The organism is Geomonas limicola (assembly GCF_014193675.1).
Classification (GTDB): domain Bacteria; phylum Desulfobacterota; class Desulfuromonadia; order Geobacterales; family Geobacteraceae; genus Geomonas; species Geomonas limicola.
In genome coordinates this window covers 18,385-37,779 of the sequence record NZ_BLXZ01000010.1, presented here as the reverse complement: position 1 = coordinate 37,779, position 19,395 = coordinate 18,385, and the positions used below count along the sequence as shown (strand labels likewise).

At 56.6% G+C, this 19,395-nt stretch carries 11 protein-coding genes; all 11 read right to left on the bottom strand.

Annotation, left to right across the window (positions count from 1 at the left end):
- Position 1 precedes the first annotated feature (1 nt).
- Positions 2-1,927, bottom strand: a complete 1,926-nt coding sequence (locus H7688_RS20090) for a cytochrome c3 family protein (protein ID WP_246329903.1) — start codon at positions 1,925-1,927, stop codon at positions 2-4.
- A gap of 115 nt (positions 1,928-2,042) precedes the next feature.
- Positions 2,043-3,725: a peptidylprolyl isomerase gene (locus H7688_RS20085; protein WP_183363046.1), complete on the bottom strand. Its 1,683-nt coding sequence runs from the start codon at positions 3,723-3,725 to the stop codon at positions 2,043-2,045.
- Positions 3,726-3,987: 262 nt separating this feature from the next.
- Positions 3,988-4,968: a hypothetical protein gene (locus tag H7688_RS20080; protein ID WP_183363045.1), complete on the bottom strand. Its 981-nt coding sequence runs from the start codon at positions 4,966-4,968 to the stop codon at positions 3,988-3,990.
- Between the two features lie 157 nt (positions 4,969-5,125).
- The gene (locus H7688_RS20075; RefSeq protein WP_183363044.1) at positions 5,126-5,725 is read right to left on the bottom strand and encodes a GNA1162 family protein; all 600 of its coding nucleotides are present in this window, start codon (positions 5,723-5,725) and stop codon (positions 5,126-5,128) included.
- A 15-nt stretch (positions 5,726-5,740) separates the two neighbouring features.
- Positions 5,741-8,002, bottom strand: a complete 2,262-nt coding sequence (locus H7688_RS20070) for a hypothetical protein (protein ID WP_183363043.1) — start codon at positions 8,000-8,002, stop codon at positions 5,741-5,743.
- Positions 8,003-8,037: 35 nt separating this feature from the next.
- On the bottom strand, positions 8,038-9,369 hold the full coding sequence (locus H7688_RS20065) for a YncE family protein (protein ID WP_183363042.1): 1,332 nt from the start codon (positions 9,367-9,369) through the stop codon (positions 8,038-8,040).
- A gap of 86 nt (positions 9,370-9,455) precedes the next feature.
- Entirely contained in the window at positions 9,456-10,394 is a 939-nt protein-coding gene (locus tag H7688_RS20060) for a cytochrome C (RefSeq protein WP_246329902.1), read from the bottom strand.
- Positions 10,395-11,247: 853 nt separating this feature from the next.
- On the bottom strand, positions 11,248-12,567 hold the full coding sequence (locus H7688_RS20055) for a cytochrome C (RefSeq protein WP_183363040.1): 1,320 nt from the start codon (positions 12,565-12,567) through the stop codon (positions 11,248-11,250).
- Positions 12,568-13,405: 838 nt separating this feature from the next.
- Positions 13,406-14,347 carry an NHL repeat-containing protein gene (locus H7688_RS20050; RefSeq protein WP_183363039.1) on the bottom strand — a complete coding sequence of 314 codons (942 nt, stop codon included), beginning with the start codon at positions 14,345-14,347 and terminating at the stop codon, positions 13,406-13,408.
- A gap of 125 nt (positions 14,348-14,472) precedes the next feature.
- Complete coding sequence (locus H7688_RS20045) at positions 14,473-16,368, bottom strand: tetratricopeptide repeat protein (protein WP_183363038.1); 1,896 nt, start codon at positions 16,366-16,368, stop codon at positions 14,473-14,475.
- A gap of 51 nt (positions 16,369-16,419) precedes the next feature.
- Positions 16,420-19,392 carry a fused MFS/spermidine synthase gene (locus tag H7688_RS20040; RefSeq protein WP_183363037.1) on the bottom strand — a complete coding sequence of 991 codons (2,973 nt, stop codon included), beginning with the start codon at positions 19,390-19,392 and terminating at the stop codon, positions 16,420-16,422.
- Positions 19,393-19,395 lie beyond the last annotated feature (3 nt).

The window sequence follows — 19,395 nt, the reverse complement described above, 5'->3', positions numbered from 1 at the left end:
GCTATTGTTTTATGTGACAGTCATCGCAGGTGCGAGCCGCAAAGGGCGGATGCGTCACATCTTTGAAGAATTTGGGGTCCTTCGACGCATGCGGGTTGTGGCAGGCCATGCAGTCCAGCGCCGCAGCGGAGATACCGAGGTGCGCCTTGCTGAAGGGTTCCTTGGTCGTCTCGTGGCACTGCGAGCAGATCGACTGTACCGGTTCCACCAACAGTGCCCGCTCCGTTGCGAAGTGCGGCTTATGACAGGTGGTGCAGTCTTTTTGCGCCGGCGAATGGTTCTTCTCTCTAGCCAGTTTCGCCTTGACGTCCTTGTGGCAATTCAGGCAGAGGTCCGGGCTCTGGGCCAGGAGCAGCTTGGGCAGCTTGGCCTTGTGCGGGCTGTGGCACTTGGTGCAATCCCCGTTGGTGAAGGGGGCGTGCGAATCCTTGGCCTGCTGGTGCCCCTTGAAGGTGCCGTCGTGGCAAGTCGCGCAGAGTTCGGTCTGCTTGCTGACGATGAGGCCCGGGAGGTTGCCTGCATGCGGGTCGTGACAGGTGAGGCAGTCACCGTCGGTGAACGGCTGATGGTTCACCCCTTGGGCCACCTTCTTCATCATCTCGGCGTGGCACGGGGTGCACAGGCCGGGAGCCGCACTCTTGAGGAGCTTTTTAACCTCTGACCCGTGCGAGATGTGGCAAGCGGCGCAGTTTTGCTCCAGCACCGGGCGATGGATGTAGTTCTTTTTGAACTTGGTTTCGGCGTCGGTATGGCAGCTGTAGCACACGGTGTCCATCCGGTCCTTGAGCATTCCCTGGAAACTGGAGCCGTGCGGGTTGTGGCACTTCTCGCAGTCGCCACCGGAGAACGGCGCGTGGACATCCTTTCTCTTAAGCCCATCCTTGGTCTTGGCGTGGCAGGTGTAGCAGAGCTCCGCACCGGCGGCGACCAGAAGTTTCTTCTGTACCGAGGCGTGCGGTTTGTGACAGGAGAGGCACCCCTTACCCTGCACCACGGCGCCGTGCTTTACGGTGACCATGGCCGCTTTTTCCTTGTGGCAGTCAAAGCACAGGGCGTTGCCACTTTTAACCAGCAGCTTGTCCTGCTCGGAAGCGTGCGGGTTGTGGCAGGACAGGCAGTTACCCTTCTTGAAAGGCTGGTGCTCGACGGTACCGCCGCCGTTCAAGGTTTTGGCTTCGTGGCACTGCGCACACAGCTCTCCCCCCTTCGCGGTCACCTCGAAGGGCTTTGGCGAGTTGGGAGCCGGGTGGCAGCCGTCACAGCCGGAGGTGGCAACCGGGTTGTGGGCACTCGACTTCAGAAGTTTCGCCTGGGTCGAGGAGTGCGGGTTGTGGCAACCGGTGCATTTCCTGGTCTCGACCGGGTAGTTGCCGTGCGCCTTCTTGAAGGAGCCCGCCTTGCTGTCGTGACAGGAGAGGCACAGCGCGGGTTCCTCTTTGCTCAAAAGGTTGCTGAACGCGGAGCTGTGGGCCAGGTGGCAAGCCCGGCACCCTTCGGTTTTCAAAACCTGGTGGACGACCTTCTTCTCGTAGGCGTCCTTTTTGTGGCAGGCGTAGCACGCTTCAGAGCCAGCCGACTTTAAGAAAAAGCGCTGATCCGAGCCGTGCGGGTTGTGGCAGCCGACGCATTTGCCACCCTTGAGAGGCGTATGAACCTTGGCCTTGGACAAGCCGATCTTGTCGGCGGGATGGCAGGCCAGGCAGAGCTGGTTGCCATCGTTTTTGAGGAGAAGCTTAGGAACAATGCCGTGACGCAGGTGGCACTCCTCACACTTTTTGTCCTTGACCATGGTGTGCAGGTACTTCTTGGACCCGTAGGCGTCCTCGAACTTCTTGTGACAGTCCGAACACTCTTTGCGGGCGAACTTCATGGCCGCCGAAACCGGCTGCGCCGCAGTCAGAGCAAAGAGGATTCCAAGAAAAGCCACCAGACTCCAAATTAAAGACCGTCCACTTCTCTGCATGTTAAACATGTTCATACAGTCCCCTCATTCATTTTAACGACTAAAGAACGTGTACCCGAACTACTCTTGGTACGAAAATCTAGCGCTCCTCGAGATAGATCTTGACAGTGTAGGCATCCCGCAGTTTTTTGAACCACTCTTCCACGGTTTTCTTCTGGTTCCGCCAAACGACCTGCTCGCCGATGGCATTTTTAACTTCCTCGAGAGGCTGCACCTTGGCCGGGATGTAGTTTGCCACCGACAGTACGTAGTGGTAGCCTTCCGGGCTCTGGTAGAGTTTGTAGTCACCCTTGACGGCGCCACTCAGCACCTTCTGCATGTCTTGCGGGAAGCTTGTGATGGGCAGCATCTCCCCGTCAAACTTGAGCATCCCCGGCGCATCCTTGCGAACCTGGTCTTCGGCGTTGTCCTTGAGCCACTTGAAGTCCATGCCATGACGCAGTTTGTCGAGCGCGGCCTGGGCCGGTTCGCTGGTCTTGAAGGCGATCCCGTCCAACTGCAGCACCTCGGCCGACTTGTAGTCTGCGGCATGTGCGTCGTAGTACTCCTTCAGGTCCTTCATCGTGTAGGTGACGTCGGGCTTGATGACCTTCTCGACGAAGATGCTGAACAGCACGGTGTTCTTGTACTCCTCCATCTTCTTCTTGTACTCTTCGTTGTTCTCGATGTGCCGCTCGCGGATTTCTTTATTGAAAAGGCGCAGCGAGGTCATCTCGTCGAGCGTCGCCAACTTTTCACGGTTGAGCTTCTTCTCTTTGATCGCGTTCTCCACACCATGGAAGAACTTGGTCTGAATGGCATCGGTGAGGTCGGCGACGGTTATCGGCTTTTCTCCCTTGATGCTCACCAGCACCCTTTTGTCTGTCATCAGCTTCTTTATCCCCGGTTTGGGGGCTTCCAGGTCGAGGCTCTTGATGAGCTTGGTGTTCTCTTTCCCGTATTTTTTGAGCAGCTCGTCCTTGTAAGCCCTCAGGCTCTTAAGGCGCAGCTGGCTAAGCAGCACCGCCTGGGCTTTCGCCTTCTCCTCGGGTTTTTCGATGGAACGGACGTCTTCAACCTTGACCACGATAAAGCCGTTGATACCGGTTATGACCGGGCTCACCGTACCGGCCTTCACGTTCTCCAAAGCCGCAGTCAGCTCGGGTCCCAGACCATCGGAGTTGACATACTCGTTTTCGTTCCTCCCCAAGGTGTCGGCCTTGTAGTCGGCAAGGAGCTTCTCCCGCAAGACCATGAAGTCCTTCCCTTCGCCTATTTCCTTCCTGAACTTCTTGGCCTCGGCCTCTTTCTCGAATCGGAGGGTTTTCAGCTTCCACTCTTTGATCTTGGTCCGGTAAAGCTTTTCCACTTCCTTCTCGTCGGGCTTCAGGTCCTTGACGCGCTCCAGGAAGAGTGCCTGCCGAAGCTGGGCCGCAGAGAAGTTTTCCAGGTCGCTCGCCACTTCCGGCAGCTTGTCCAACTCCATGCTCTTGGCTTCCATTACGATGAGTTTTACGTTGATGAGCCGCTGCAACGCATCAAGGAAGTTCTTTTTGGCAGTGGTGGCCTTCTCCTCGGTCATCTTCTCGTGTACCGACATCAGGGCTTTTTGCAGGTCTTCCAGGGTGATCTTCTCGTCGTTTACCGCCGCCAGGGGGACGTCGGTGAACAACGGGGAGTAAAAGGGAACTCTCAGGTGCAACGCAGCGCCTTCAGTAGCGGCAGCCGGCGCGGGAGCAGCTGCGGCGGCAGGAGCCGCAGCATCGGCGGCGGGGGCAGCCACAGGCGCAGCGGGAGTTTCAGCAGGTACCGTTGCAGGGGCCGAGGTCTGTTCAGCGGTAAAACCCGGATGCGCAGCCAGCAGTAGGAGGACGGCTGCCACTGCAATTTTCGACGACGTCAAACCATTCCTTTTCATTGGACCTCTCTTTTTTGCTGATAGGTTGAAATCTAGGCTACCGAAACCGGTCAAAAAACGCCCACACCTTATGTAAATTAGGGTCAAATTGCAACTGTAAACTTTTTAAGTTGGGGGGGCGGAAAGGCTAGTAGGAAGGCCGATCGGACTTGGTCTTGCGCTCGCCAAGTCTCATTTCGTTCACCACGTTTCCAGTCATTTTTTCGGTCATCACTGCGACGTTTTTGTAAAGCCCCACGTCGTAGAAAAACACCCCGTCGTCGCCTTGGTTATAGCTTTTCGAGGCGAACACGAGTTTCCTGTTGATTTTGTCGGCCAGTAAGGCATTGAAGTCGACTTTGGGCGTGCCACCCCCGCCGGAGGTATCCTGGTAATCGAAGACCGTTCCCGAAAGAACGTAATCCGATTCGAGGATGTAGCTCATGACGTCGACGTCGCGCGTCGATATCCCCTCCCGCATCACCATCCTGATGCTGAGCATTTTCTCGCGGACCAATCCCGGTTCCACCACGTCCACCTTCGCGTAGCAGGCCAGTTGATTCACGAAATGAAGTTGCAGGAGCATCCCCCCCGATTTCCTGAAGCTTTCGTTGTAAAAGGGGACCACGGCAATGGAAGTTCGCTTTTCCTGGCCGGCGGGTGTGGGCCTGGCAATAGTTTTGGGCTCGAACTTTGACTCGAACGAACCGAAGCTGCACTGGCGCGGGTCATCCTCCAGATAAAGGCGCAGGGAACTTGCCAGACGCCGCAGCACCTTCTCCTGCACGACCTTAAAATCGGTGACCAGGCCGAGCCCGAGAAGCCCCGGGGCGTCGTCTCCGGCCAGGGTCGCACTGTTCATCCAGAAAATCCTGGGTTTCTCCTCCGTGCTCACCAGGCGGGACATCATGCTCAACTTGGGGGGAAGGTCGCTGATGGATTCGAGGGAGGTAACCAGGATGGCGTCGGCCTCCACATCCTTGCGAAACGCCTGGGCTGTGGCGGTATCCACCCCGCCGGTATAACGGATGCGGTGTTTGACAAAGACCCGCTCCATCTCGGCGTCGCTTACGACCTCGAGACCCAACTCCTTGAGCTTCACGATCCACTCTTTGCGGAGTTCATTCACGGGTGCAGGGACACCGCTTAGGTTATCGATAGGATAAACCGCCACACGCAGCGTTACGACCTCTGCAACCGGCGCAGCCGGCGCCGTCTGTGCACCCGGAGCGTGCAGGCAGCCGAGTAATAGCATGCACAACGCCGCAACCAGGACCAGCCGCATCTTATTCGAAAAGCTTCTTGATGAGGTCATTGACGGCCTTTTGGGTAACGATGTTAAGGGGTTGACCGCCGCCGCCCAACAGGCGGTCCTTAAGACCGATGCCACCCTGAGTGGTATCAGCAGACCAGACCACTCGCCCGGTCTGCCCCTCCATGAGCTGCACGCTCAAAACGATGGCGTTGGCAGAGGCGGTACCGGAGCGGATTTCGCCGTACTCCCTCAGCGTGCCGGTAAAGAGCGCGTCGGCCTTGACGTTTTTGCAGATCTTCATGGCTTCTTCCGAGGTCGGAGTACTCGGGCTCCCGGCGCCTGCAGCAACGATGCCTCGGGCAACCTCTCCGGCCGGGACCACGTAGATACCACCGGTAGCCATCAGTTCCGAGGTAAAGACGTCCCTCACCCGATCATTGGCCTGCTGTTCTTTGGTCAGGTTGGTGAAGGGAAGTACCGCAACGGTACGTAGCGAGCCGAAGTCCATGTTCGAATCGCGATATACGTCCGTCTTACCCAAGACGGCACAGGCGCTCAACGACAAGAGGGCCGCCGCCAGCAGTACATGCTTGAGACGAGAGGTTCCCGTTCTCCGTGTCAGTGATGTCATGTCTCCCCCGAAAACTTAAAGTGCGATCCGCAGTTGGGCCGAAAACGAGTTGACGTCCGTAGAACCCGAGAAATCGCTAACGGTTTTTTGTCTGTTGTAAGACAGGTCCAGGGACGAGCCCGACCTGATGTTCCAGCGCACGCTGGGACCGTAGGTGGTAACCTTCTCGTTCCCCGTCGAGGTGAGCGATTCGGTGTAGTTCATGTTGATCTGCAGGTCCCCACCGGCAAAGGGGGACCAACCAGCGCCGTAGTTCACCAGGGAGACGTTCGATCGGTCATTTTGCATGTAGATGCTGTAGCCGCCCACCAGGTACAGGGCAACAAAAGGACGATAGGTTGCGGAAACGGCAGCGTTGCGGATAAAGGACGTTGTCCTTGGCTGTCCTCCGCCGTTGTGTTCGGCTGTCGAGTCCTGGTAACTCAGCCCTAGGGTAAGATCCTTGTTCGGGACCATGTCGAGCCCGGCGGTAAAGGAAACGCTGTCGGTATCGCCACTTTTTGCATCGCTCGAGGTGCTGTAACCGGCGCCGACATTCAGCGAAAGTCCGCGGTACAGCGCCGCAGAGTTGTTGAGGTACACGGAATTCGTTGTGCTGGTACCCGAATCCGAGATATCGGTACGCCCACCGTAGACTAGGGAGTGGTTCAAGGTCGGAAGCGGCGTCGCGTTGAGTCCGGCACTATAGGAAAGCGAGTTCCTCACCTTACTCTGGGAATCCATGCTGAAGTCTTCAGCCACCCGGCCGTTGGAGGTGAGTATCTCGTTCAGCCGCCGTGAAAAGGACACCCCGTTACTCATGAGGTACGTGGTCGCCAGCGAACTCTCGTCGGACTTACTGTGGCTCATGACGAAACTGAAGTCCCAGGAAAGGTTGAGAGCCTCCAGAAGCTGTACCCTGGCGTTCACGTCCAAAACGCCACCGATATTCGAGGAACTTGAGGATGTTCCTGCCTTCCCTTGCACCAACGAAAACGACAAGAGCCTGCTCAGCAGGATACTTCCGGCATCGATGTCGGCGGGTACCACCACGGTGATCGGGATCTGGGCCGGGGTCTCCACCACCTTGACGTACTGGGTAGTTACCGCCGGAAAACTCAGCAGGAAACCGGACTCGCTGATTCCAAAATCGGCCGGGTTGGTACTCGTAGTCACCGTGGGAACCGTCGGGCCGCTCCAGTTTACGCCGTCGGTACTGGTGTAGACCTGCCAGGAAAAGTTGCCGGCGACCTGGGACAGGCTGACCGAAGAGGGTGCGGCACCTTTCGAGGTAACCGAGAGAAAGAGCGTGCTAACCGTGAGGGGGCTTGGAAAAACCAGCCCTATGTTGTTTTGCTTCAGAACCGCAGGGGGCACCGTGTTTTGGGGCAGCACCAGGTTCACCGTCGGGAAGCTTGACACCGCCGTCAGAGCTCCGGAAGTGACCGTGGTAGGCGGCACGACCGTGGTATCCGGAGTGGTGGCAAACAGTTGGCTCTGCGCCGTTTGGGCTGTGTAAAGAAGACCCGCCGTCCCGTGGGAGATAATGGTCGAATTCTGCAGGGCAAAGCTGTAGCCCGTATGGAAAAGGACCCGGTTTCCTAAATAGCTATCCGAGTAAGCGATTCTTCCCGAATTGGCAAAACTTTGGGTTTCCGACTGGAGCAGGTTGTTCCTGTTCTGGCTGTAGCTCCCCCCGTAGTTCACTTCCAGTCCCTTTATTTCCCGAAAGGTCGACGACCAGGTGTAGCTTTCGGTCTGCAGGTCCTGGGAGGTGCGCAGCTCGTCGTAGAAATCCCGTTTCGTGTAGAAAAGGCTGAACGTGGGAAGCCCAGCAGGGCGCCACCCCAAGTTTGCCGTGTACTCGTTCTGGATCAGCTTCGGTGTCGACTGGCCGTTGCTCGATGTGGTTTCTTCCCTTCTCCGGTACCCCAGGCCCGATGAGACGAAGTTGTTTTTCAGGGCAAGGTCGACATAGGGGCTTAGCCTGGTGGTGGAGGAGTCACTGCTGATTCCGTCCGTTGTCGCGTGCGCGTTGGTATCCTCATAGAGCCCTCCCGCCGACAGTGTCAGCAACGGATAGAGCGTCTTGTCCATGGCGAGGTTGTAGCGCTGGAGAAAACTGTCGTTTCTGGTGCTCGAGGAGACTCCGGAGATATCCCTGGTCTTCATGCTGGAGGTGCCGTAAAGGTACTCCAGGTAGCCGCTTATGCCGTCGGCACGGGCCGAGGGGGCGCAGAGGAGCACCAGCAGCGCGGACAAAAGGAGTGACGGCAGCAGACCTCTGCGTATCGGCACGCGTAGTGTGGTATTCCGTTCAGGCACGGTAAGTCCTACCTCTCGCCCATTATGGTTGACCAGAAGGGGGCACCCCCCGTGTCGAGCAGGAAACGTCCTTTTTTACTCACCAGGTTGATGCTTTCCAGGGCGTTTTGTTCCGGCAACACCATCAGAAGGTTGCTCTCATCTGAATCGATCAGGAAATAACCGGGCCACCCTGCCACCTGGAGCGAGTCCATCGGTATGGGAGAGAAAGGGTCATAGATGTCGACCAGTTTGCTCCCGTTTTTGGCTACGTAGAGGCGGTCCGTGGCACCGTCCACCTTGATGGCGCTGACGCCCATTCCAACGTAGAGTCTCTTGGTCACCGCAAACGTAGTGGTGTCGTACACAAAGATATAAGGTGACCACTGGCAGAACACGTAGAGCTTGTCTCCACGCCGGTTGAAATCGCCGCGCATGGGACTCGCCTCCGTAGTCACGGTGGCGACGATACTGCGACTGGTGACGTCGATTACCGTAATGTTGTTGGAGAAGGTATTGAACACGAAGGCTCTTCTGCCAGCCGGATCGAGCAGTATCGATCGGGGCATGTTGCCGACGTTGAGCCTGGTGGTCTCAAAATTCGAGGTAGGGTCGACGATGCTCACCGTGTTAGACCCGGTATTGGCGACGAGCAGCGTTCTTGCGTCCGGGGTGAGGACCGCCTCGCTTGGGGTGTCACCGTTGTTCAGTCGTATCCTGTTGATGATCTCGTGCGAGGATACGTCGATGACCTCTATCCGGTTTTCGCCGGAGACAATAACATAGGCAAGCAACCCGTTTCGGTTGAAAAGAACGGTTCTCGGCCCTTGTCCGGTTGCTATCACATGCCGCACTTCACCCGACTTTTTGTCGAACACGGTCACGCTGTTGGAGGCGAAGTTTGTCGCATAGCCTGTCAGGTTGACCGGAGGTCTCTCCGGGAAGAAAAGGGAGAAAACCGGGCGAAAAGCGTTTCCCGCCCCTACGGATTCGCGGTACTTGAAGGAAAGGGAGAGGACCCGGGCTTTTTGCCGGACCACATCGAAGGGGAGTTCAGCAAGTTCCTGAGTGGCGGCCACCGGCAGTGCCACCTCACCTTCTTGCTGCTGCAGGACGGCCGATTTCGCCTTGAGGTAGATCCCGCGGTAGCGCCCCGGCGCCAGTACCCCCGTGGCGACCAGCACCTGGCGCTGAGGACCGTTGCCGTCGTACCTGGCACGGGTTAAGGTAAGCGGCACGTCGACGCCGTCGGTACGCAGCGCCGAAGCACTTTCCAGCTCGAAGCGCAGTTTGGCGGACTCCTGCGGCAACGGTTGCAGGTAGAGATAGACCTCCCCGTCATTGGTCAACGCCTGTTTCACGACGACACGCGACGGCTGGCAGCCTGCGCAGAGCGCAACAATAATGAGCAATAAAAAAGGTTTCAACCACATGGCATGCCTTTCACTCATTGGGGAACGGTTGCATGACACTTGTAACAGAGCCCCTGCTGAGAGGGGTCGAACTTAAGCGATGGAGTCTGGTAATACGCCTGAAGGGCTTCCGCCTCGGTTCTTCCCTGCCCGTAGGGTTGGTACAGGAGCGATTCCTGGGAATATTTGCCGTTGTAAGTGATCTGGCTGGTCTTGGAGTTCCACCTCATGCCGTAATCCCAGCCACTTGCATGCCCACGATGGCAGGAAAGGCACATCACTGCAGGGCTGCCATCGGCCAGATCCGGACCCTTGGTCGGGGAAGTAGTCACGATAGACTTGAGGATGCTGTAGTTTTGAGTTCCGATCTCGAAGGGGACCAGGGAGAAATAGGCGGTAGCGGCACTCCCGGTCAAATCACCCGTCTTTATGTACTGATCGTAGTAATTAATCATCGTCACGTCGAGGGTGCCAGCCGAAGCCCCGGAGGCAAACCCCGCAGCCGGATGTTTGAACGAATAGGTCCCGTTGTGGATGTTGGTATGACAGTTACGGCACCAATCGGAAAAGCCTGAACCGTATGCGACCCTGGTGAGCGTGGTGGCCTCGGAGCGGTTGTAATCGCTGGGCGCCACGGCGCTTGGGGGGGCAAAACTGAAGGCAAGGCCGCCTGTCATCCCTTGCGGGACGTATCCCGTTCCACCCAGCATTCGGTAGCTGCCGACCGAGGTCTGTGCGTCGGGTGTGGGGCTCGTGTCGTAGGACCCCGAATCCCGGATCGGCTTGCCCGAGGTGGAGATCGTGCCGTCCTGGTTTCTGCGATAGGTGCCGTGGGGATCGTGGCAGCTGGTGCAGGAGAGCGCGCTGGAAGGGTAGGAACCGCCGGGGGCACTGGCATTCTTGCTGTCCGCCTGGAACCCGAAATCCTGGGCACTTATGTTGTGGCCATGCCGGTCCCCCGCACTGCTGGCCATGGGGGAGACTACATCGGCATACCAAGTATAGGTCTTCTTGAGCCAGCCAAAATCCCCGCCGGGGGACAGCTGTTTTGGAGGTGTGCCGAACGGCATTTCACCGCTTGGGGTGCTGACATGGTAGCTGGAAGGGCCTGTATCACCGGAAACCTGATGGCAAGTTAGGCAGGTAGAACTCGCGTCGCCCCCTTTGAGGAGGGAGGCTCCTGCACTCCCGGCAGAAAAACCGGACTGGGAGTTGTGCATGGAGTGGCAGCCTTCGCACTCGCCGACGCCGCCCGAGTGAAATGCCCGGGCATTCTTCGCACCGGATGCCAGAAAGGAGAGCAGCGCAGACACCATCAGGAATATTAGGATCCTAGGATTCGTCAAATGCGTTATTCCTCAAGGCAGGCAGCGATACTAAAGTAAAGCTTGAAAGGGAAATTACTCTGGTCTCAGCTGCGACATATTACCTAAAATGAACAGTCATTGTCAAATGTTTCCGGATTGTAAAAGAACTCTACTTACGTGATCAATAGAGACTGCAACCATCGATCCCTTGCTTCACCGTCAATCGGCATTCTCATTACCGTTATTTCCGTAACTCCAGGTCTCAGAAACTACTCCATGAACACCACTTGAGCCGATGGGAAAATCGCACGCGACCGAATCTACCCCCGTGCCTCACCTCACCTCAATGACCCAATTCGGCCAAAGGGAATCCGAACGGTTATCGTTTATTGAGGAGAGACGGTTTGAGCAGTAAGCGTGCGCAAAAAAACCCCGCTTCCTAAAAAGCGGGGTCTGTCAGCAATCGGTGGGGCCGGCAGGATGCCGGCCCCAATTTCATCACAGTCAAGCCAAGGTGGTACTAGTCTTTAGCGTGGCACTTGTTGCAGTAGTTACGTGCCCACGGTCCGAACACGGTAGCCGGACGGCCGTTGTAAGCGTTGGTCTGCTGAGCAACGGTGAGGCCCTGGTTGATCTTGTTCTCGGTGGTGCTGGTGTCGTAAGAAGCTGCGTTGGATGCGTCAGCAATGGTCATGAACTCGTTGCCCAGGTAGTAGCGAGCCATGCTCTCGAAACCGGAAGCGTGTGCACGGTGGCAGGAGAGGCAGAGCACGTTGCTGGTGGTGTCCGGAGCGGTCGGAGCAGCCTGGAAGGCTTTCAGAGCGACTACGTCGGCAAGTGCCTTGCCAGCGCCGGTCTCGAACGGAGCCATCGCGCTGTAGCCAGCGCCGGTGCCGGTCATGATACCGGAAGATACGTAGGCAGCGTAGTTAGCAGCGATCGGTGCGGTCAGCTTAGCGCCGTTACCTGCCGGGTGAACCAGACCTTTCTGGCCGGAAACGTAGGTGTCAAGGTGCATCGAGGTGTGGCAGTTTGCGCACCACTCGGACATGCCCGAGCCGTAAGCAACGCGGTCAGCTACGCCGGCAGCGGTTACGTTGGTGGTTGCGTTGTAGGTGGACGGAGCAACTGCCATCGGAGTAGCGTTAGCGAAGGCGAAGGAGCCGGCCAGGGACTTCGGCTGGTAGCCAACACCTGCCAGGATGCGGTATGCGCCAGCTGCGGACACGCCGGAAATCGGAGCTGCGGAGCTGGTGTAGGAACCGGAAGCGAAGATCGGCAGACCGGTGGAAGCCTCGGAGCCGTCAGCAAAACGACGGTAACGGCCGTGGGGATCGTGGCAGGAGGAGCATGCCAGGTTGGCTGCCGGGTAGGAGCCACCCGGTGCTGCGGTCAGCTCTTTATCAGCGGTGTAGCCGAAGTCAACTGCAACGATGTTGTGGCCGTGACGGTCGCCTTCCCAGGTAGTCGCGGTTTTGCGGATGCTGCCGGTGGTGGTCATCTTCAGCCATGCGAAGTCGCCGCCCGGGGTAAGCTCGACCGGGCCCTGCTTGGTCTGGCCAACGAGCGAACCGTCGGTGGAGATGTGGTAGCCGCTGCCCACGGTGTCAGCCGCGTTGTGGCAGTTGAGGCAGGCACCGGACTGGTCCTGTGCTTTCAGCAGGTAGGGGCCGGATGCGTACTGTGCCATGCCGGTTACGTTAGCGGAACCTTCGAGGCTGTTGTGCATCGAGTGGCAGCCTTCGCACTCAGCGACGCCGCCGGAGTGGAATGCCAATGCGCTACCTGCGGTAGCAAACGTGAACAGTGCTGCGGCTACGAGAATCTTGCTTGCTTTCATTTCTCTTCTCCTTTTTGGTTTGGTACTACCAGTGAAAGTGAACTGCAGTGAATAACAATTGCTGCTTTTGAAGCCTTAACCCTTTCTGCTCTACTTCCCGTCTACTACTTTTGCGTGTCTTCTTTCTTGCCCTATCACTTCCAATTTCTTTCGTTAACCTTTCGATGCCATCTCTATAGCACACCGCATGCCAATCTGAGTTTTTTTCCGGAAAAGACTGAATTACGCAGACTTACCGTTAAGCACCAAATATCGGTTCGTATTTTTGGGGTTATCTAGCCGGCGCTTTCGCCAAAACACCCGGCCATATCGCGAAGACACCGCATGATAGCGGCATACTGGCAACTAGCAGGGGCTCCTCTACTTGCTTCTCAAGGCCCCTCGCGCCCTCTTCCGTCCGCACCTCTAGCAGCTACTACATCGTAATTGCTGGGGTTTTGATTCAAAATGCAGGCGCCACGTTTTACCGCCAAATGACTAAGGTCTGCGTAACGCCTGCTCTAACAGCCCTGCGGCGATCAATAACAATCGGAGAGCGGAATGGGTGCTCGGCGAATTCCGAGAAAGCCACCAAGCTAGTCTCCCTTGCTGAGAGGGACAGGGTGAGGGAAGGCGCCACCTCTTTGCAAATCGCAACTTCACCCACTACCCTGCCCCCCCGTCAAGGGAAGGCAGGTAATTGAAGAACCGTCGCAAAGAAAGGACATGATGAAACAGTATTTGTGATTAGGCTTGGCGGATATGGCAACTTTGGCAGATCCCCTGATAAACAAAAAAAAGGCCGGCATTAAGCCGACCCTTGGTAGGTTGTGTCATATACAAGTTGAGTTGGTCTGCTTCACTCGTAGCTTAGCTGGTATACATTCACCCCTCTGTGCCGCATCTGGCTGACGTACACCCGGTTATTAACGGTATCTATGGCGATTTCGTTGGGGACAATCAGGTTACCGGGGCGCAGCCCGCGGAAACCGAACTCCTTAATGAACTTGAAATCCTTGTCGTACACCATGACAGCGCCCCTCAACTTGTCGGTGATGTACTGGTTGCCGAGCCTGTCAGTGGCGATGCCATAGGGGACGCCGAATTTCCCGGCGGAACTTCCCCGCTGTCCGTGCTGCGACGCCGTGCCATCAGGAGCACATTGGTACGCCTTACCCAGCGCCGGAATGACGTAAAACATGTTGTCGTTGTGATCAACCCAGAAGCCTCCCAATCCCGTATCGGCTCGCTCCTGGTCGGATAGTACCACCAGTGCAGCGAAGTCATACCCCACCAGGAACGTTGCTTCGGTGTCCACTACCACCACCTGCATCCCGGTAAGGCTCACCAAGTAGAGTTTCCCGTTGCGGTAGGCTATGCGGGAGGGGCGGAAATCCTCGAACTCCGGGGGGAGATTTTTCAGAGCGGCTGATTTGTAAGGCTCCCCCCGATAGTTGCAGGTCACGATACTATAGATCCCGTCCTTGTAGGTCAGGAGCAGGATATTCCCCGTCTCGTCTACAGCGGCGTCGTATACCCCGCCAAGTTCCCGATCTGAATCAATGTGAAAAACCTGCATGCCGCTGGCGTTGTATATGTCAATGCTGCCGCCAGACACCACAAAGGATTCGCTGTTAACTTCGTCGAGAACGACCCGCGCACTGTCATAGGGAACTACGCCGTTAAAATCAGATAGGTTGTAAAGGTAGGTAACGGTCAGGCTACCTGCCAAGGCCGGCGCAGCGGAAAGCAGGGTCCATAACAGGGCAATCGCAAGGTGCCGAAAGTTTCTATGTTTCATGTGAGTTTCCCACTTTTTTCGCAATGAGCTCCCGATTGATCGAAAATATAGGCAGGTAGCAGTTCAATGTCAACTTTTTAGACTTGGGTTGCCACCTTACCCAGTTGTCCCTTCCTGGGCAGTACTTAATTCTGTTTCTGCAACATGTCCAGCCAGTGCCGTGCTTCGCGGGAATTAGGGCGTAATTCAAGCACGCGTGCGAATTCGCCGGCTGCTTCTTCCTTTCTGTTGAGCCGCACGAAGGCCAGCCCACGGTTGAAATGCGCCTCGACCGAGGTTGGTGCTATACGCTGTGCATCATCGAAATAACCGAGCGCCTCCACCATCTTCCCCTCTTGCGCCATAGCTATTCCCATGTCGAGCGCAGCCTTGGGGGACCGGGGATCCAGCTGCAAGGCAGCCTCATAGTGCGATTGTGCCTCCGAGTTTTTTCCAAGCTTAATAAGCAGCAGCGCCAAGTTCTGGTGAGCCGCAGTGAGCGAAGGGTCAATCTTCAGGGCCTCCTGAAACTGCCAGACTGCCTCGTCGAAACGTCCCAGTGCTGCCAGCGTTTTGCCCATGCCGGCACGAGCCTGCAGGTGATTCGGGTTTATCTCCAACGCTTTGGTGTAATTCTGGACCGCGTCATCGAGTTTTCCCCATCCCAGGCTGACCGATCCAAGGTTACTGTAGGCCATTGCCGAGCGTGGGTTTACCTGCACCGCCTCGTTGAAATATCTAAACGCCTCGGCATGGTTCCCTTTGGCATCGAGAGCAATTCCGTAGTTGTTCAGGATCAGGTAGTTATCGGAGGTCACCTCAAGCGTGTGGCGAAACAAGGAGAAATCATCCTTCCAGTAGCCGAGCTGGCGCCACGTGACTGCGGTGAGGAGCGAAAAGACCAGTGGCGCCAGTACGGCCAACACGACCTGGCGATGTTGCCACCCCTGCATGAGATCGGGTATCAACCAGCAACAGGCCACGAAAAGGCCGATGAGTGGGAAGTAGGTATAGCGATCCGCCATGGATTGGCCGCCCACCGTGACCAGCCCGATGACCGGTAGCAGCGTTATAAAGTACCAGAACCACCCGGTGAGGAGGTACGGAAAGCGGCGCCGGTAACGAACCACTGCCGTGGAGATTATGACCAGGACAATGCCCGCGGCAGCGGCCTGCCACAGCACCAGATGCTTGGGAAAGGGGTAAAGAATCGCGAGGTCCTGGGGCCAGACCATCAAAAAGATGTATTTAACCCAGGCGATCAGCGCATTTTCGATTCGCGCGGTTACCGGAACTTTGTCGAGGGTCGCCATCGCCCCGCCCTTGTGCTGGCTATACACGGTGATGGCAGAGGAGAGCGCTGAAAAGACGAAGAAGGGAATTTTCTCCCGCGCCAGGCGCAGCACGGGCAGTGTGGCGTTAGTGCTGGGATCGCACCCGTACCGATCGAGAGGCCAGTAGTCCAGCAGGAGCATCACCAAGGGCAGGGTGACCAGCATCGGCTTGCTCATCAAGGAGGCCACGAAAAGGAGCAGTGAGGCCAAGTACCAGCGAGCCCCTGGTGTTTTGACGTAGCGGACGTAGCAGGAAAGCGAAATCAATCCAAACAGGCAACTGAGTACGTCCTTGCGCTCCGCCACCCAGGCAACGGACTCGACATGGAGCGGATGAACCGCGAACAGGAGCGCCACGAAAAAGCTTTGCCACAACGCCCCGGTCATCCCTTCCAAGAGCATGAACAGCACAACGACCGTAACTGCATGCAGGAAAACGCTGGTCAGGTGGTGCCACCGGGGATCCAGGCCAAAGAACTGGACATCGATCATGTGGGAGAGCCAGGTCAAAGGATGCCAATTGGACATGGCCGTCGACGTGAAGGCCCAGGCCAGGCCGGCAGCAGAGAGGCCTCCCTTGACAGCAGTGTTTGACGTGACATATCCCGGGTCATCGAAATTGATGAATTGGTGAGTTGCCGTCTGCAGGAAGACAATCATGGTAACCAACGTCAGTACGACACAGAGCAGCATCTTGAGATTGCGCATGCGTTATCCTTTTTCCAATTTAGAACTGAGCCAGGCCGGACGCACACAGCCTCATCGAGGGGCGCGGTACGTGGTAAGCAACCGGTACAACAGGTCGGGTTCCGTGCCGCCAAAGGCTCCTACCCTGAATTTAGACCATAACGCTTCAGACGTCGCGATATCGCCGCACGCCAATGCGCCAAGCATCGCCGAAGCTAACAGGTATTTTACCGTCCCCTGCGTCATCCCGTCGGCATTTTGCAGCAGTGCACTGGCATTGGTACTCATGGTGCGGGCATCACGACGGCCGGTAACCTTGAACAACGAGACGAAGGCCTTGGTGGACGGAGCCAACGAGGAGGTGCAAGGACCACTCTCCAACCCTGCCCACACGGAATCCAGTTCCTCGGGGGTCAAATACGGGATCATGCGGATCGCAGTGGCAAAGAGCGCTCCCAATTGCTGATTCGGATTAGCGCCGCAGACCGTAAAGAGTCTTTTCACCTGTAATGCGTCCTGCTTGACTTGGTCCGGAACAATATTGTAGCGGTCATGGAAGTCCCCCACGAGAAAAAAGTCCCTGAGCGCCATGGCAGCGAAAGCCGCTTGGCTGCTGTGCGAATATACTGCAGGAGTGACTTTGGTTTCTCGCCAAGGCTTTGGCTCCCCTTGGAGCATATCGAGGGTCGGCAGGGGTGCTCGAGGCAGTTGCAACAACTCAGTGGCGCTACTACTGAGAAAACGGGTCTTAGCAGCATTTTGATCCACGAACGGGTAGTAGTCGGAGTTTGCCCGGCAGGGATGATTCACTAAGAAATTGCCGAGAAATTTCTTAGTGCCGATCTTACGCACGGCAATGTCCTGCGCGCCATGGATGCTGTTTTTACTCAAGGCTGATCTCAAGGCCGGCAGGTTCAAAATCTCCTGGTCCGGCTCACCAAGTAGCCCGCGTTTTTTTGAGATTATGACGATATCAAAATCATTGGGCGCATACACCGCAAAATCGGAGAATTCGTTGGACACCGCTTTAAGTACCGAGACAACCAGGTCGGTGTTGATCTCGTAGAGTTGCACCCACTGCACGAATACCCCATCGTCGGTCATGTGGTGCTTGATCAGCCGATAAAACTCCTCGGAGAAAAGCCCAGCCACCCCGCTAACCCACGGGTTCGAGGGCTCTGAAACAATAAGATCATAGCTTTTGTTGTAACTGGAGAAGTAGGTCTTTGCGTCGTCGATGTAGATTTTGCTGCGCGTGTCGTTAAAAACACGTTCGACAGCGGGACGGAACAGACGAGCAGCCTCAACCATCCTATTCTCAATTTCAATAGTATCGACTTGCTGAAGCCGTGGATTTCCTAGCAAGGCATGGGAAGTCATGCCGGAACCCATCCCAATGGAGGCCGCGGTACGCGCCCCTGGGTTAAGGGACATGGGGAGTGCTGCAAGCAGAATCATAGTTGATTCGTCGCTGGTTGCTCCTTGCCCCTGCATCATGATGGAGGCATCTGTCTTGCCATTGGTATTGACGGACATTGAACCGTCGCCATCCCGCACCACGCTTATTGACGCCGTTTTTCCGTCCTGGTAGGAGACAAGTTTTGTGTTTTGCCGGTTCAAAAGCGTACCGTACCGGTATACTCCCGAAGCCATCTTGTAGGGATCCAGATTAACGAATAGAAGCGTGATACTCAGCGCAGCGCCCCCCGCAGCAGTAAAGCCCACGGCCTGACGACGATCTCCCGAATCGGCGGCACCCCAGAACAAGACCACGCCAACGAGGATATCGAGCCCCGCACCGAAACTGATCAGCCCCTTCAGACCGAACAACGGCAGTCCCAGGTGGATAGCAAAGAAGACCCCGATGATCGCCCCCACCGTGTTGGCTGCATATACGGCACCGATACTCCGCTCCCCGTGCCCCTGACGAAGCAGAACAAAGGTGATGAGCGGCAGAGTCATCCCTGCGCAAAAGGTCGCCGGAAACATGATGGCCATGGCGATGGCACTGCCGGAAAGGTTAAACAGGCCATATCCTAAATCATTTTTCGGCAGACTTTTCACAATCCACTGCATCACTTCAAAGGTGTTACCGTACAGAAGGAGGGTCGACAGTGCCAGAATTCCCATTGCAACCTGCACGCAGGCAAGGTACCGGGCGGGCCTGCCAACCTGATCTATACGCCGCTGGATCCACAACCCACCGAAGGCAAGACCGAAGATAAAGGCACTCAACATAAGTTCAAAAGCGTGAGTTGAGGTACCAAGGACCAAGCTCAACATCCTGATCCAGCCGATCTCGTAAATGAAGGAAGCCGTCCCGGTCAGCAGGGAGACCAAAAGAAAAAGCCGATACCACCCGCCGGCTTTCGGTTCGCCAGCAGGCAATGTCTCGGACTCGACATTCTCGCTAGTGGAGGAGGGCCCCTTCACCAGGAAACAGACAACAAGGGCCAGTGCAATGTTGATAGCCCCGGCAAGGCAGATGGTGCCCGGGAGGCCGATCCACCGGATCAGGACGAACCCGCTCAGTAACACCCCAAAAGCCGCTCCGATGCTGTTGGTGAAATACAGAAACGCTATGGAACGACCGGGGCGGTCGGGGAAACGGCGCAGGATTCCGGCACTCATGAGCGGAAAGGTCATTCCGAGCAAAATGGACTGGGGCAGAATCATCAGTGCGGAAAGCGTCCATTTAAAAACGCTGACGGCAACCGGTTCCCCGATGGCCGGTATCATCGTCGTATAGGCAGCGTCAATAATTCGGGTAAAAGCAGGATGAAACAATAGGGCGCAGAATCCGACGACCCCTTCGGTAACGGCATACCCCAACAAAAGGTTCTTCCAGCTCGCGGAATAGGTGCTGCAGATCCAGGAACCGATTGCCATCCCACCCATGAAAATCGCAAGCACCAGAGTCTGAGCGTAGGCCGCATGGCCTAAAAAAAGCTTAAGGTAGTGAGTCCAGATGGACTCGTAGATAAGGCCTGAAAACCCGGAGAGGCCGAACAGCAGGAAAAAGATGTGGCGACGGTTAATGCTCATTGC